General features: G+C 61.9%; 16 protein-coding genes. 6 read left to right on the forward strand and 10 right to left on the reverse strand.

Translation table 11 applies throughout. The features are described 5' to 3' along the window. Positions 1–124: 124 nt before the first annotated feature. From JS82_02675 to hypF, 3 genes are all read right to left on the reverse strand, one after another. On the reverse strand, positions 125–1,234 hold the full coding sequence (locus JS82_02675; protein ID QHK17086.1) for a TIGR00303 family protein: 1,110 nt from the start codon (positions 1,232–1,234) through the stop codon (positions 125–127). 5 nt (positions 1,235–1,239) lie between these two features. Beyond that, positions 1,240–2,139, reverse strand: coding sequence for a phosphoglycerate mutase (locus tag JS82_02680; GenBank protein ID QHK18368.1), 900 nt, complete (start codon positions 2,137–2,139; stop codon positions 1,240–1,242). 104 nt (positions 2,140–2,243) lie between these two features. Beyond that, positions 2,244–4,409 (reverse strand): carbamoyltransferase HypF, encoded by a 2,166-nt coding sequence (hypF, locus tag JS82_02685; GenBank protein QHK17087.1) that lies wholly within the window; start codon positions 4,407–4,409, stop codon positions 2,244–2,246. 135 nt (positions 4,410–4,544) lie between these two features. Between hypF and JS82_02690 the strand changes: the two genes are divergently transcribed. Next, complete coding sequence (locus JS82_02690) at positions 4,545–4,886, forward strand: transcriptional regulator (GenBank protein QHK17088.1); 342 nt, start codon at positions 4,545–4,547, stop codon at positions 4,884–4,886. Here JS82_02690 and JS82_02695 read toward each other — a convergent pair. The 3 genes from JS82_02695 to JS82_02705 are packed head-to-tail and all read right to left on the reverse strand — an operon-like array spanning position 4,878 to position 7,082. Then, positions 4,878–5,729 (reverse strand): Sir2 silent information regulator family NAD-dependent deacetylase, encoded by an 852-nt coding sequence (locus JS82_02695; GenBank protein ID QHK17089.1) that lies wholly within the window; start codon positions 5,727–5,729, stop codon positions 4,878–4,880. The two genes, JS82_02690 and JS82_02695, sit on opposite strands and share 9 nt — an antisense overlap. Further along, positions 5,695–6,456 (reverse strand): protein-ADP-ribose hydrolase, encoded by a 762-nt coding sequence (locus JS82_02700; protein QHK18369.1) that lies wholly within the window; start codon positions 6,454–6,456, stop codon positions 5,695–5,697. The genes JS82_02695 and JS82_02700 overlap by 35 nt, the downstream gene beginning before the upstream one ends. A 2-nt stretch (positions 6,457–6,458) precedes the next feature. Continuing rightward, positions 6,459–7,082: a 4Fe-4S dicluster domain-containing protein gene (locus tag JS82_02705; protein QHK18370.1), complete on the reverse strand. Its 624-nt coding sequence runs from the start codon at positions 7,080–7,082 to the stop codon at positions 6,459–6,461. Positions 7,083–7,395: 313 nt separating this feature from the next. On the opposite strand from JS82_02705, the gene JS82_02710 reads away from it, so the two are divergent. Next, on the forward strand, positions 7,396–8,205 hold the full coding sequence (locus JS82_02710) for a hypothetical protein (GenBank protein QHK17090.1): 810 nt from the start codon (positions 7,396–7,398) through the stop codon (positions 8,203–8,205). Between the two features lie 44 nt (positions 8,206–8,249). On the opposite strand, the gene JS82_02715 is transcribed toward JS82_02710, so the two are convergent. Both JS82_02715 and JS82_02720 read right to left on the reverse strand, forming a co-directional pair. Further along, positions 8,250–8,621, reverse strand: coding sequence for an arsenic metallochaperone ArsD family protein (locus tag JS82_02715; protein QHK17091.1), 372 nt, complete (start codon positions 8,619–8,621; stop codon positions 8,250–8,252). A gap of 123 nt (positions 8,622–8,744) precedes the next feature. Continuing rightward, positions 8,745–9,275: an inorganic diphosphatase gene (locus JS82_02720; GenBank protein ID QHK17092.1), complete on the reverse strand. Its 531-nt coding sequence runs from the start codon at positions 9,273–9,275 to the stop codon at positions 8,745–8,747. Between the two features lie 115 nt (positions 9,276–9,390). Between JS82_02720 and JS82_02725 the strand changes: the two genes are divergently transcribed. Together JS82_02725 and JS82_02730 are read left to right on the forward strand one after the other, a co-directional pair. Next, complete coding sequence (locus JS82_02725; GenBank protein ID QHK17093.1) at positions 9,391–9,867, forward strand: Cys-tRNA(Pro) deacylase; 477 nt, start codon at positions 9,391–9,393, stop codon at positions 9,865–9,867. A 65-nt stretch (positions 9,868–9,932) separates the two neighbouring features. Then, positions 9,933–10,112, forward strand: a complete 180-nt coding sequence (locus JS82_02730; protein QHK17094.1) for a hypothetical protein — start codon at positions 9,933–9,935, stop codon at positions 10,110–10,112. A gap of 101 nt (positions 10,113–10,213) precedes the next feature. On the opposite strand, the gene JS82_02735 is transcribed toward JS82_02730, so the two are convergent. Further along, positions 10,214–11,593, reverse strand: coding sequence for a hypothetical protein (locus JS82_02735; GenBank protein ID QHK17095.1), 1,380 nt, complete (start codon positions 11,591–11,593; stop codon positions 10,214–10,216). Then, positions 11,590–12,006 carry a MarR family transcriptional regulator gene (locus JS82_02740; protein ID QHK17096.1) on the reverse strand — a complete coding sequence of 139 codons (417 nt, stop codon included), beginning with the start codon at positions 12,004–12,006 and terminating at the stop codon, positions 11,590–11,592. The genes JS82_02735 and JS82_02740 overlap by 4 nt, the downstream gene beginning before the upstream one ends. Before the next feature lie 94 nt (positions 12,007–12,100). Here JS82_02740 and JS82_02745 point away from each other — a divergent pair, with 94 nt between their 5' ends. Both JS82_02745 and JS82_02750 read left to right on the forward strand, forming a co-directional pair. Beyond that, positions 12,101–12,469: a fluoride efflux transporter CrcB gene (locus JS82_02745; protein QHK17097.1), complete on the forward strand. Its 369-nt coding sequence runs from the start codon at positions 12,101–12,103 to the stop codon at positions 12,467–12,469. Positions 12,470–12,616: 147 nt separating this feature from the next. Beyond that, on the forward strand, positions 12,617–13,957 hold the full coding sequence (locus JS82_02750) for a helix-turn-helix domain-containing protein (GenBank protein QHK17098.1): 1,341 nt from the start codon (positions 12,617–12,619) through the stop codon (positions 13,955–13,957). Positions 13,958–13,968: the final 11 nt, after the last annotated feature.

Below are 13,968 nucleotides of genomic sequence, written 5' to 3' on the forward strand. Positions count from 1 at the left end.
CCTTTGTTCCGATTAAATGTCCGTTAACAAGGGGCCGTCCTTGGCCCCCGTCCAGACGGGTGGAGAAGAATGGCCGCCGTCCCGCACCCGATGATCTCGGACGGCGGCCGTAAGGTTTCGTGGATCAGTCGAATCCCATGATCCCCTTGTAGATCTCGTGGACCCTGTCCTCGAGGTCCCTGCAGGTGACCTTTCCGGAGGATTCTATGATGGCGCCGACGGAGGCGCCGCCGCAGCCGACACCCTCCTTGATGAAGCCCCACTCGTAGGCCTGGAGGCCCTCGTAGGGGCTGGAGCTGTAGTCCACGTTGACGTACACGATGGGGATGTCGTCGGAGATCGAGTCCATGATCTTCGTCATGCTGGAGTTGGGGTCGTTCATGAGCCACCTGGTCGTCCCCTGGAAGAAGTTGCCGACCAGCTCCGGGTGGAGCGCCTTGGCGCCTGCCATCACCGCGGCCATCTGGGTCCCGCCGCCCACGATGACGGGGACGGACTTCGCCGCGCCGCAGAGTATCCCGATGTTGGCGGGCATCATGGGGTCCCCGACGCACTCGATGGCCCTCAGCGGGTCGTCGGCCAGGGAGCCGGGCTCGATCCCGGCGGCGGCCAGGGCCTCGTTGACCAGCCTTGTCTTGAGCTCCTTGGGGTTGTTGGGCGAGCTGCTACTCACCAGGTTCTCCTTGAGGACGCCCATGGCCATCATGACGGCCAGCGCCGTGGTGGTTCCTCCGGCGCAGCTCTCGCTGATGATCACGAAGTCGTACGCCCTGGCGAGCATCTCGCCGAGCATGTAGCCCTTCTCGTACTCCTCCTTCACGTTCTTGACGGACTTCCCGGTGGTGATCTTCTCGCCGCACTCGCCGCCCATGTCGAAGTAGGGGACGTAGGGGATCACCTCGCATCCCCCGTTGACGATGTAGTATGGTATGCTGGAGAGGTCCAGGGCGGCCTTTGTGAGCGTGGCCGGGGTGGGGATGCCTCCGGGGTTGATGGGGATGCCCTTCATGCAGGAGACCCTGCCGCTCACGAGGATCTCCGCGTCCGCCGCGGGGGTGAACATCGTGAGCTCGGGGGTGTCGCCAGCGTCGGAGACCCCCGGGATCGTGGATGTGCGGGTGTTTGCCACAGTGCATGTGAACACTCCGCGCTTCCCCCAGATCCTGGAGAGGATGTCCTTCGCGATCTTCTCGTTGCCGTATACGCCCAGAGAGGGCGGGAGTTCGAAATCCATCTGATTCACCGTTTGTTGTGCAAAAGCGTTTGTACCACCGTCGCCAGCTCCATCATGGAGCCGTCGGGCAGGCCTGTGTCGATGCTTGTCCAGAGAGGCACGTCCATGAGGATGTGCTCGCCCGTGACGCATGATGTCCCGTGGTCGACGAAGTAGACTATGTTCTCGACGTCCGGGAAGTACTTCTCCATGAGGCGGTCGGTCTCCTCCAGCACCGCCTTCTTCTTGAACGGGTCCTTCTGGTGGCTGTACTCGTCGACCTCGTCCACGTGCAGGAACACGTTCCCCCTCCCCAGGGCCTCCTGGGCAATCGGGAACCTCTCCTCGAGGTCGTCGATGACGTGCGTCTCCATCCCGAGGGAGGCGCAGATCCCCATCGACGTGGGGCTGTCTGAGACGGCGACCATCGGCGCGAGCTCAGGGAACGCTGGGTACTGCTTCCCGAACTTCCCGCAGCCCCACGGGTAGCCTGTGACGCCGCCCATCTCGGACGCGACGGCCTCGACCAGCTCGCCCAGCCTGCCGGGGACCTCCTTGTACGGGGCGTCTACCGGAGGCGCCGGGAGGTCGGGGACGTCGTCGCTCACCATCGTGAGCACCGCGCGCCCCTCTATGAAGAACTTGATGGCGGGGTCGTACTCGGAGAGCATGTCCATGTGGGACATGATCCTCTCCTCCAGCTCGTCCTTGATCTCGGCGGTGTTGTAGTACCAGTGTACCATGCCGTCCCCGATGGTGGCGGGGCTCAGGCGGTACGCGGTCCTCCCGGGGTCCTGGATGGGGAGCCCCAGGCCCAGCGCCTCCAGCGCCGCGCGGGGTATCTCCGGCGGATGGCCGGTGAAGAACTCGTTCAGGAAGAGCTGCGTGTATCCCCTCCCCGTGGTCTTGAGCCTGTGCGGGGCCATGCTCTCGAGGTACGGCATCTCCGCGACCTCGTATGGTTTCCTCCCGCCCATCTCCGGGTTGGGGTCGTCCTCGGCTCCGTCGAGCAGAACGAAAAGTGTGTTGCTCATTGTATCCTCCTCAGGGCTATCGCGGCCTGTCCGACCGAGATGCCCCCGTCCCCGTTGGGGACGTCTCTATGCATCGCGATAGGATGGAGGGATGATATAACCATATCCTCGAACATTCTTGTGATGACAGAGTTGACGGACACCCCGCCGGTGATGCCTATGTGGTCGAGGCCGGTCCTGTCCGATTCCTGGATGGAAGATTCCACCAGCTCACTCATCACGTTATATACTATGGAGTATGCCGCGTCCTCCCTTTTCACGGACCCGTCGATCCTGTCGAAGAGGTGGGCCGTTCTGACCACGCCGTTCACCGTCTCGGTCTCGAACCCGTCCACCAGCTTCCCCCTGGCCAGCAGCGGCTCCAGCCTCATCGCGGGCTCGCCGTCGTAGGTCCTCTCGCGGCACACGCCGAGGGCGTAGGCCAGCGCATCGAGGAGCCTGCCCATCGAGGAGCTCCTGACACTCCTGTCCATGAGCTTGGAGAGCACGGCGGCGTCCCTGTCCGGGAAGTCGTGGTTCTCGGTTCCGTTCATCGTGTCGATCGCGAACTTCAGTCTGCGGAGGTCGTACAGCGCCCTCTCGGACCCCAGCAGCGGGATGTACTCCAGATGCGCTGCCCTGCTGTAGCCGGAGTAGTCGGCCGACAGCACCTCGCCGCCCCAGGCCATCCCGTCGTCCCCGTGGCCGGTGCCGTCCAGGGTCAGGGCCACGCACCCCTCCAGGCGGTTGTCAGCCATCAGCGACGCCGCGTGGGCCCAGTGGTGCTGGACCTCCACAAGCTCCGCACCGCTCTCCTCCGCCAGTTTCCTGCCGAGCCTCCTGTTGACGTAGCCCGGGTGCAGGTCCACCGCCACCGCGGCGGGCTCGCATCCGACGAACCCCATCTGCGTGCGGACGGCCTCCTCCAGGTACTCGGGGACGCCGACCTTCTCGCCGTTCCCTATGTACTGGGTGGGCCAGATCCTGCCCCGGGATGCGACGGAGCCGGTGAGGTTCTCCTGCGCTCCCAGCGCGACCACGTCCCCCTGCATGTCGGTGTCCAGGCCGAACGGTATGCTCCCCCTGGACCTGCGGAGGTACTGAGTCCTGTCGCCGTACATCCTCAGGACGGTGTCGTCGGCGCGGTTGACAATCGGCTGGTCGTGGAGGAGGTAGGCGTCCGCGTTCAGCTCCTTCGCCTTCGTGTCGTCGGTGACCATGGGCTCGCCCGGCACGTTGGCGGACGTCATGATCAGCGCGTCATGCTCCAGATGCGAGAACAGTATGTGGTGCATGCCGGTGTAGGGGAGGAACATGCCGATGTTGTCGAGTCCGGGGGAGGCGAGCTCCGTCTCCTCCGTGTCCCTCTTCCTCACAAGGACGATCGGGCGTTGCGGTGACAGCAACCTCTCCTCCTCCGCGGGGGTGGGCACGGCGTACCGTTTGAGGGCGTCCATGTCCCTGGCCATGACGGCGAAGGGCTTGTTGCGCCTGCCGTACCATTCCCTCATCTCGCCGATGACGTCCAGGTTGCAGCATATGTGCATCCCTCCCCATCCCTTGACCACCGCCCGCGCGCCCTCGTCCAGCATATGTGCCAGCGTCTCTATCGGGTCGCCGTCGGGGACCGTCCCGTCCCCGAGCTCCAGCCTGTACCTGGGTCCGCAGACGGGGCAGCAGATCGTCTGGTGGTGGAACCTCTTGTCGGACGGGTCCGAGAACTCTGCGCCGCATTCCGGGCAGAGGGGGAACGAGTCCATGGATGTCAGGGGGCGGTCGTAGGGCATGCCCCTCAGAAGGGTGAACCTCGGCCCGCAGTCGGTGCAGGTGGTGAAGGGGTACATGTGCCTCCGTCCCGCGGAGAACATCTCGCGGACGCACCTGTCGCAGACGGCGCTGTCCGCCGGGATCGATGCCCCGGTGCCCTCTCCGGAGGAGCGGACGATTGAGAACCCCTTCCCGCCGGTGTACGGGACGTCGGACCTGGTCACGGACCTTATTGACGCCAGCGGCGGGAGGTCGGACATGAGCGACTCCAAGAGCTCCTCTCCCCTGTCGGTGTCGATGACGACCGAGGACCCGTCGTTCCACACGGCGCCGGACGCCCCCACGCGTTCCGCCGCGCGGTAGACCGCCGGTCTGAACCCGACGCCCTGGACAGTGCCTGTGATCGTCATCCTCATGAGTGGAGGTATGTCGGACCGCCATTATTGAACTTCTCCAGGAAGGGGGTAGGCAGGAGTCGTGGTTGTTGCCCTTGCAATCTCCTCCGCGGTGTCCCGACAACAGGTAATATTCATGTCGCGGATACGGGTGGCATGATCACCGAACTGCCCCCGTGCCCCGTGGAGACCGCGCTTCTGGTCATAGGCGACAAGTGGGTGGTGCTGATCCTCAGGGACCTGAGGACAGGCACGAAGAGATTCGGGGAGCTTCTGAAATCCGTCACCGGAGTGTCCCAGAAGGTCCTGACGGAGAAGCTCCGCTCGATGGAGGAGAGGGGACTCGTCTCGAGGGAGGTGTACCCCGAGGTGCCCCCGAGGGTGGAGTACAGCCTCACCGACCTGGGGAAGAGCCTGTACCCCGTTCTCGACTCACTGGAGGAGTGGGGCTGGGGCTATAAGAGATTGGTAGCGGAGACGTCGGACCGCTCATCCTGACACGGCCTTCAGGACCTCTCCGATGTCCATGTCGATCCCGGCGGAGCGTCTGCTGATGGCATCCGGGACCTGGCAGCTGCCGAGGCTCACGCTGACGTAATGTGAGCGGCGGTTGTCCGCCGACATGCGCCAGAACGGGAACTTGATGATCGAGGGTGTGTTGTAGCCGACGCCAAGCTCCAGGTAGAGGGTCCTGCCGGACATCGCCTCCCTGGCGAAGCGGGTGTACCTCTCGGCCGCCCTGTGCCAGCCCGCATCCTCGACGAATGTCTCGTCGCACCGGAGGTTCATGGTCATGGGCCTTCCGCAGACGGGGCATCTGGGGACGAGCTCCGACGGGACCCTCATGCCCTCCTGCTCCGCGGCCATCCTGCGGACGGCGTCCTCGTTGTCGTAGGTCCACGGGCGGCAGGGGCCGCTGCACTGCCACAGCCCGTAGTCGCCCTGGGTGTAGAACAGCCTCGTCTTGTCGAACCCGAACCTCTGGAAGCAGTGGTCGACGTTGGTCGTGAGGACAAAGTAGTCCCTGTCCTTCAGAAGGTCCCGCAGCGCCGCGTACGTCCCGTTGTCCTCGAACTCGTAGCGGTCCATCATTATGGCCCGGCTCCAGTACGCCCATTTCTCCTCCGGGCAGCTGTACTCCCTGAAGCCCGCGGCGTACATGCTGGGGTCATGGTACTTCGCGATGAAGTCCGGGAACGCCTCCTCGTATCTGGTGCCGGTGCCTATCATTCCGGCAGCGGCGGACAGGCCCGCTCCGGCTCCGACCAGTATCCTGTCGGATCCCTCGATCCATCCCCTGAGCTCCTCAGTCTCTTCCGAGAAGCTCCCTGTATATGTCATGGTCCTCCTCCTTGAACACGTCGAACACCACCCTCATGTCTGGATGCTCCGCCAGGAACCCCCTGACTGTGGACACGGCGATCTCCGCGGCGGGGCGGTTGGGGAAGCGGAACTCCCCCGTGGATATGCAGCAGAACGCCACTGTGCGGAGGCCCTCCGTCTCGGCGGCCTCCAGGCACGAAATGTAGCACGAGCGCAGAGCGGCCTCGTCACCGGGTGTGACGGATCCCTCCACCATCGGCCCCACGGTGTGTATGACCCTTCTGCAGGGCAGGTTGTAGGCGTCGGTCACCAGGGCCCCGCCCACGGGCGCCCTCCTCCCGTCCATCCTGCGCGCGCATTCAAGCCTGAGCTGCATCCCCGCGTACGTGTGTATGGCGTTGTCTATGCACCTGTGACAGGGTACGAAGCATCCCAGCATCCCGCTGTTGGCGGCGTTGACTATCGCATCGCATCTGAGGGTGGTAATGTCGCCCTTCCAGAGCGAGATCCCGTCACGGAACTCCAGGTCATCCGCATCGGTGATGCCGCGCTCCTCGGAGATTCCGGACAGGAGTCCGTCCTGCACCCTGAGGATGTCGTCGGGAACAGGTCCGGGACCTCTCACGTTCATGAGGGCACGGAGGACGTTCCAGCGCTCCCCAGGGTCGTCCGGTGCGTCCGCCCTGACGCCGATGTCCCTGGACAGGGCGTCTATGAGTACGGCCTCGGCCTCCATCGGGGGCATGGTCATGGGAGCCTCCCCGCGGACACCGCGTCCCTCGGACAGGATTCCATGCAGTTCCCGCACCTCAGGCAGTTCCCCTGGACGATCCTGTAGGGGACCGTCGACGTGTCGATGCAGGACTGGGGGCAGGACTCCATACAGGCTCCGCAACCGTCGCAGGCGTCCGTGATGCTGTAGCCCGTCTCTTCGAATCCGAACCCTCCGAACGAGAAACCGTCCCTGACGATCGGCCTTGCGGACAGGTCGAAGAACTCGCCCTCCCCTCTGACGATGCGGAACGCGGTGAGCGCTCTGCGGGATTCCTCCGTTGGGTAGATCCGATACATGTACGGGTTCGCCTCGAGCAGTTCGCCGAGACGTTCCGGGACCTCCTCCACATCACCGATGAGCGTGACGGCAACGGAGGTCATGGTCGTGTCGCCTCTGACCCCGGTGAGGGATACGCGTCCCGTCGCCCTCAGTCTGGAGTACAGGCTCTTGCCGCGGGCGGTCAGGAAGTAGACTCCAAGACGGTCCGCGAGCATCATGTCCACGGCGCACGTGTGCGGGTATCCGTCATCGCCTATCGTCGCCAGTACGACCGTGTGTATCTCGTCGACGAGCCTGCGGAGATACTGACAGGCCATGTCATCCGATTCACCGTCGAATTCTTTGCACATGGTTGAACACAACGACGAGCCTTTCTTAAGGGTCGCAGTTACCGCAGGGTAACGGTCGTTGACGTTTGGATAATATACAACAAAAATGGTAATACATCGAAGCGATTTTCAATCAAGTCCTGTTGATTCATCTCTTTCCAACGAAGAACATGCTTGTTTTCAACGGTCATTTCCGATGGTTACTCCTAGGTGACTATCTTACTACCAGGTTTCTGGTTACTACAAATATCCACCGTGCCATGTAGCTGCTGAGACCGAAACGGTCAAGGAGACATCGGAAATGAACAGCACTACAAAGGATCTGAAGAACGGCGCAGTGACCATTATCGACGGAGGCAAGCTCCGCATCCACGTCTACAACACCAAGGACGCGATCGACGACCAGGTGATCGTGGTCGAGAAACCCCACATAATCAGGAAGGGCGGCAGCGGGGTCGTCATCGAGCTCCCCTGCTTCAAGGACAGCATCGCCGAGATGACCCAGTACCTCAAGGACAACTCCATCGACATAGAGGGCAAGCTCGTGTCCTACCACGCCGCAGGGGACTCATTCCTTCCAGGCGTGAAGGCTTACATGACAGAGAGCGCGCACAAGTACAACACCGTCGGAGGAGGCAAGGGGCTCATCGACAACTTCACCGGGATCTTCGGAGACGCCTTCGACTCCACCGTCACCGGGGACGGCCAGAGGATCGGAGCCGGAAAGCTCGAGATCGCCGGTGTGGACATGGTCATCAACCCCGACAACGATGCGTACGAGGTCGAGATCCCCGAGATGAAGGCCGTGTACATGCACATGCTCGGACACGACTGCCACTCCATCGTGGCCGGTGCGGGGCACGCCGACGCGATCATCGCCAACCTGAAGGGCTATCTCGACAGGGGATTCGAGATCTTCCTCTCCGCCCACTACGGACCCGAGACCAGGCAGGACGTCCAGACGAAGATAGACTACCTCGAGGGTCTGAAGGCCATCGCCGCCGGGTGCACCACCGCCGACGAGTTCAAGCAGAAGGTCAACGAGAAGTATCCCGGCTACTCCGGCGCCAACTACCTCGACATGACCGCCGGGTTCTTCTTCCCCCAGTAAATTCCACGGGGGAACCGCCGGCCCGAGGGCCGGCGGAAACGATTTCATCTTGGTCTGTTGCCGCAGGCGCAGGCGGGCATGATGTCGTTGCCCATCGCCGGGGGCCCCTGCTTGTTGACGCTGAGAGTCCCGTCCGGGGCGTCGAGGAAGTCCGCCAGGTCCTGGTCGGACGGGTACTCTCCGACAGCGATGGAGACATCCTGGTACAGGCAGATGGGGAGGGCGTCCATCCCCTTGGCGGCGACGATCTCCGCCGCCTCCCCCTCGCCGATGTCATCGGGTGACGAGCACATGATCCTCCCGATGCCGATGCCCGCGGACTCGAGGGCGGCGTAGGACTTCTCGAACCTCTCGGTGTCGGCGGGGTTCCTTCTCCTGGAGTCCTCCGACTCGTAGATCACCATGTCGTAGTTCATAACGCCGTTTAACCGATTTCCTTATTTAAAAGGAACCTGGATTGGCAGGGATTTGAAAGTCCGTGAAGACTCCTGCCGCCCGAGAATCGCGCCGGCGGCAGGAAGAAGCCGTTTGTGTCAAGCTCAGCAGAAGCTGTTCTTGTAGTTGTCGATGGCGCCCCTGATGATGTCCTGGACCTTGTCGGATCCGATGATCTCGTCGACGGCGGTGGTCTTGTTCTCCAGCGCCTTGTAGACGGTGAAGAAGTGGGCCATCTCGTCGAACAGGTGCTTGGGCAGCTCGGAGATGTCCTTGTAGCTGTTGTAGGTGGGGTCGTCGAAGGGGATGGCGATGATCTTCTCGTCGTTGGCACCGTTGTCGATCATCTTGATGGCACCGATGGGATAGCACCTGACGAGAGTCATGGGGAGGATGGGCTCGGAGCAGAGGACCAGGGCGTCCAGGGGGTCGCCGTCGTCGGCGTAGGTCCTGGGGATGAATCCGTAGCTGGCGGGGTAGTGGGTGGATGTGTAAAGGATCCTGTCCAGCTTCAGGAGGCCGGTCTCCTTGTCGAGCTCGTACTTGTTCTTGCTCCCCTTGGTGATCTCCACGACCACCATGAAGTCGGAGGGGGAGATCCTCTTGGGGTTCATGTCGTGCCATATGTTGCTCATATGAAGCCTCTGTGAAGACCTTAGTCGCCGTCGTTAATGTACCTTTCTGAGCCACATACGGACTCCGAGAATCACACAATCACGATTATAACGGCATGATGCCCTTCAGGCCCTCATGGAGCAGAAGACCAACCCGATGAGGCACCTGGAGAAGCTCGGCATACCATACACAGCCCATCACTACGAGGGAGGGGCGCTCAGCGGCATGGAGGTCGCCAGGGCGCAGGGGCAGGATCCGGACCTGGTCTTCAAGACGCTCGTCACAGAGGGGAAGGAGAGGAGCTACTACGTGTTTCTCGTGCCCGTCTCAGGCGACCTGGACCTGAAGAAGGCGGCTACCAGCGTCGGTGAGAAGTCCGTCTCCATGATCAAGTCGAAGGACCTCCTGCCGTTGACGGGATACGTGCACGGCGGATGCTCCCCGCTGTGTCTCAAGAGGCCCATGAGGGTCACCATCGACTCTTCCGCGCAGCAGCACGAGAGGATCTACTTCAGCGCGGGGAAGGTCGGATACCAGGTGGAGGTCGCCGTCGCGGACCTGCCCAAGGCGCTGGACTTCCAGTTCGCCGACGTGAGGAAGATCCTGGGCTGAACCCAAGGATGCGGGGAGGGCGGCGGCCCCCCGGTTCCAACGATTCATGTGCGGTAGCAAATGTAATGTCCCTCCGTGTCATTCCAATCATCAGGGCTCAGGAACTCAATCCCAACTGCAACTGTCCCAAGACCGAATGCCCCAGGCACGGGGACTGCATCGCCTGCGTCGAGGCCCACAAGGCCGTCGAGGGAGGCAAGATCCCGTACTGCCTCAGGTTCATGGTCAAGGTGCAGGGCATCTGAGGCCGGAAACATCCGGGAGCGCCAAGTCCCCGGATTCTTACCCCATCTTTTCCTTCGTCCGATTCCTTCCGACGCCGTCTGCGGGCCAGACTTCACCGCCCTCATCCGGTCAGGGGTCCCGTGTCGATCGGATTGTGCATCCTGAATATGCCCTTCCTTGCGCCGACGCACAGTATCGCGGCGGAGAACGCTGCCGAGCCCACCGATGCTGCAACCATCGACCACCAGATGCCGTCCAAACCGAACGCCGACATCGGAACCAGGAATGCCGTCGGCACGATCAGCTGGGACATCACGCCTATGGACAGCGCGTGTGCGGGCAGATCTGCGGCGGCAAGAGTCTGGTTGACGTTCACGGCGACCCATGACAGCAGGTAAGTCAGGGCGAATATCTGGAGTCCCGCGACTGCCATGTCCGCGACCTCTGGGCTGCCGTCGCCCAGGAAGAGTCTCGTGAGTGGTCCGTCTCCCAGGATGCACATCGCCGCCACAGCGATTCCCATGACCGCCGACGCCACCGACATGACCGTGAACAGGGATCTCACCCTGTGCCCGTCCCCGGATCCGTGGTTGTAGCTTATGGCGGGCTGCATTGCCGCGTTCATGCCGGTGAACAGCGAGAAGACCACGGAGTTGACGTACATGATTATCCCGTATGCCGCGACACCGTCGTTCCCTGCCACCGACAGGAGGACGGCGTTGGCAATGATCCCGAACAGGGAGCCGGACACGCTGTTGAAGAACGTGGACGTCCCGTTGTAGAGGACCCTCCTGGTCGTGTCCGCGTCCATCCATCCGCCCACGAACCTGAGGACGAACCTCCTGCGGAGGAAGGGGATCAGGGCCACGATGGAGCCCAGGGCGACGCTGAAGCTGGTGGCGAAGGCGCTGGCCCAGGTCCCGCAGCCGAGCCACCCGATCAGGACGGCCAGCAGCGCGACGTTCAGGACCGCGACCCCGACGTTGATCCACATGCTGAGGTTCACGGCTCCGCAGATCCTCAGGTAGTTGTCCGTGGCGAAGAACAGCAGACCCACCGGTGCGAAGAGGGAGAACACCGCTATGTACTGAGCGGCCATGTCCGCGACCTCGCCCTCGGCACCCATGAAGGTTACGATGGGGCCACCGAGGAAGACGCCTATCAGCAGGAATCCCACCGATATCGCCACGATGAGCTTCACGGATCCGGTGAACACCCTCCTGGCCATGTCAGTGTCCCCGTTGCCCAGGTGCATCGAGATCCTCACGGACGATCCCGCCGCCACCATGTCGGAGACCGCCATGAACACGGTCATGATGGGCCATGCCAGGTTGACGGCGGCGAGGGCGTCGCTCCCGAGGTAGTTCCCGACGAAGATCCCGTCCATGATGGAGCAGAACGCCCACACGAGTCCCGATATCATCCCCGGTATCGAGCACTTCAAGAAGAGGCGCCAGACAGGCATCCGGCCGTACATCTCGTGCTCCGCATCGGATGTCATCTGGAGATCTCCTCCGTCAGGATCCTCAGGGCGCGGCACACGGCGCCAACCCCGTCCGGTCCCAGTTCCTCGCGGATCCTGTCGATTGCGCGGTCGTACGGCTCGTCGTACCTGTTGTAGAGCTCCTCCATGTCGGGGCTGAGTCCCAGCAATGTGACCCTGCCGTCCCCGTCGTCCTTCCGCTTGACGACCAGGCCCTCCCTCACGAGGGACTCCACCTTGCGGGACACGGTGGACTTGTCGAGGTCCAGCATATCGGACAGCTTCCCGACGGTGCAGCGGTCTGTGTATCTAATCAGGTTCAGGTAGATGAGCGACTGGTAGCCTATGTCCTTCGGACTGTCCCTGTAGAAGGAGAGGTCGTCCATCAGCATCGCGGCCAGACAGCGCTCCATCTCGGATTGGAGCTCCATAATTGGTTGAATAAATACAACTATTTCAACCAGACGGGTCGTCCGTCGGCGGTGCCGTAGAAATCGGTTAGTACACCATCGCGATACAGACGGCATGGACATGAGTCCCGTGGTCCCGTTCGTGGCTGTCGCCGTGGGCGGAGCCCTGGGCGCCCTCTCCAGGTTCTGCGTCTACCGCACGGTGGAGACGGCGTTCCCCTGGGCGACGTTCATAGTGAACATCGTCGGGTGCTGCCTGGCGTCGTTCCTGATGTTCAGGTACGGGATATATGCCGACGGGCCGGTCAAGACCATGGTGTTCACCGGGTTCTTCGGAGCGTTCACGACAATGTCCACGTTCTCCATCGACACAGTCAACCTGCTCGAAGGCGGCCAGTACTGGCAGGCGGGCGGGAACATCGTCCTCAACTCCGTCGTGTGCGTCCTCGGCGCGATCGGCGGAAGGTACCTGGCGACGATGTGATCCATGGTGTCCAGAATCAGTACGTATTGTCCTCGAACAGGTGTCTGTGCCTGTATCATGATGGGCGTGAGAATGGTTCGGAACTAGTTCGGAACTAGTTCGGAACCATTTAATACCCATTGGTTGCTGTGATATCAGGTGTGATTCATGAATCTGGGCAGGGAGAGCGAGACGGTAGAGTTCAAGGAGAGTATGTCGCAGCTGGACAAGGCCATTCTCTCCCTCACAGCCATGTTGAACAGACGCAACCAGGGCACCGTCTACATAGGCGTGGACGACGGAGGCGAAGTTGTCGGGATGGACATAGGCCCCAGTACCCTGGAGACCATCAGGAACAGGATCCGCAGTGCAGTGCTTCCGCAGACAGTTCCTGAGATCACAGAGTGTGTGACGGACGACGGTCGCGCGTACGTCCGCATCCATGTCACGGGGTACAGCATCCCATATTCTTATGACGGTAGATACTACATCAGGAACGTATCCTCCAATGAGTCCGCCGGACCGGATGTGGTGGTCCAGATGGTGATGTCCAGAGGGATAGACCCTCTCAGAGGGCAGTTGTCCGATGTCCAGGACCTGTCGTTTTCGATGCTTTTCTCGGTGATGTCGTCCCGTGGCCAGCATCCTCGCAACGATGATGGCTTCTTCAGGAGCCATGGCATGAAGGACGAGCAGGGGCTGTTCAACCTTACAGCATATCTCGTCTCGGATCAGAACACGGTGCCGATGCAAGTCGTCCGTTTCAACGGCACTGACCGTTCGGCCGTATCCTCGAGGACGGATTTCGGTGGACAGAGCCTCATAGCCTCTACGAGGGCCGTGATGGATCACATCTCGACCTACATGGTCACAAGAGTGGACCTTTCAAGGGGTGAGAGGGTCGAGACGGCCCTGTTCGATTTCGAATCGTTCAGAGAGGCATGGGTGAACGCCTGTGTCCATAACGCCTGGAGGGCCATGATACCCCCGTCCGTCATGATGTTCGATGACAGGATAGAGGTCGTCTCATACGGCGGCATACCGTTCCCTGCATCTACCGAGGAGTTCTACAAAGGGGACAGCCGTCCCGTGAACAGGTCTCTGTTCTCCCTGTTCACACTCGCTGGTCTGACGGAGCAGAGCGGTCATGGGGTGCCGGTCATTGTCCGTAGGTACGGGCGCGAAGCCTTCCACCTTTCCGACAACGGTGTGGTGGTGACGATCCCGTTCTCTTTCGAGCCGGACTATGTGTCCGTCAGGCGCGAGACGGAGCGGAGCAGGGCCGGACTGGATCCAGACAGCGCTCGTGTGCTGGCATATCTGGAGGCCAATCCCGAGGCGAAGCTGTCTCAGGCGGCGGACGCGTCGGGGATGTCCCTATCATCTGTGAAGAAGGTGGTGTCTTCCCTCAAGCGCGACGGTGTTCTGAGGAACGACGGAACGAACAGGAACAGCAGATGGGTTGTCCTCCGAGGGTGTTCTGGGGAGTTCGTCCGACTGGGTTCATAACCTTGGAAGGC

It is taken from the genome of Methanomassiliicoccaceae archaeon DOK (assembly GCA_009911715.1).
Lineage (GTDB): Archaea > Thermoplasmatota > Thermoplasmata > Methanomassiliicoccales > Methanomethylophilaceae > Methanoprimaticola.

Excerpts from the sequence above, each read along its gene's own strand:
- JS82_02705 (QHK18370.1), bottom strand. The coding sequence starts at position 7,082 with ATGGCCTGTCAGTATCTCCGCAGGCTCGTCGACGAGATACACACGGTC.
- JS82_02750 (QHK17098.1), top strand. The coding sequence starts at position 12,617 with ATGAATCTGGGCAGGGAGAGCGAGACGGTAGAGTTCAAGGAGAGTATG.
- JS82_02715 (QHK17091.1), bottom strand. The coding sequence starts at position 8,621 with ATGAACTACGACATGGTGATCTACGAGTCGGAGGACTCCAGGAGAAGG.
- JS82_02735 (QHK17095.1), bottom strand. The coding sequence starts at position 11,593 with ATGACATCCGATGCGGAGCACGAGATGTACGGCCGGATGCCTGTCTGG.
- JS82_02680 (QHK18368.1), bottom strand. The coding sequence starts at position 2,139 with ATGGCCCCGCACAGGCTCAAGACCACGGGGAGGGGATACACGCAGCTC.
- JS82_02745 (QHK17097.1), top strand. The coding sequence starts at position 12,101 with ATGGACATGAGTCCCGTGGTCCCGTTCGTGGCTGTCGCCGTGGGCGGA.
- JS82_02695 (QHK17089.1), bottom strand. The coding sequence starts at position 5,729 with ATGACATATACAGGGAGCTTCTCGGAAGAGACTGAGGAGCTCAGGGGA.
- hypF (QHK17087.1), bottom strand. The coding sequence starts at position 4,409 with ATGAGGATGACGATCACAGGCACTGTCCAGGGCGTCGGGTTCAGACCG.
- JS82_02730 (QHK17094.1), top strand. The coding sequence starts at position 9,933 with ATGTCCCTCCGTGTCATTCCAATCATCAGGGCTCAGGAACTCAATCCC.
- JS82_02700 (QHK18369.1), bottom strand. The coding sequence starts at position 6,456 with ATGCCCCCGATGGAGGCCGAGGCCGTACTCATAGACGCCCTGTCCAGG.
- JS82_02675 (QHK17086.1), bottom strand. The coding sequence starts at position 1,234 with ATGGATTTCGAACTCCCGCCCTCTCTGGGCGTATACGGCAACGAGAAG.
- JS82_02710 (QHK17090.1), top strand. The coding sequence starts at position 7,396 with ATGAACAGCACTACAAAGGATCTGAAGAACGGCGCAGTGACCATTATC.
- JS82_02725 (QHK17093.1), top strand. The coding sequence starts at position 9,391 with ATGGAGCAGAAGACCAACCCGATGAGGCACCTGGAGAAGCTCGGCATA.
- JS82_02720 (QHK17092.1), bottom strand. The coding sequence starts at position 9,275 with ATGAGCAACATATGGCACGACATGAACCCCAAGAGGATCTCCCCCTCC.
- JS82_02690 (QHK17088.1), top strand. The coding sequence starts at position 4,545 with ATGATCACCGAACTGCCCCCGTGCCCCGTGGAGACCGCGCTTCTGGTC.
- JS82_02740 (QHK17096.1), bottom strand. The coding sequence starts at position 12,006 with ATGGAGCTCCAATCCGAGATGGAGCGCTGTCTGGCCGCGATGCTGATG.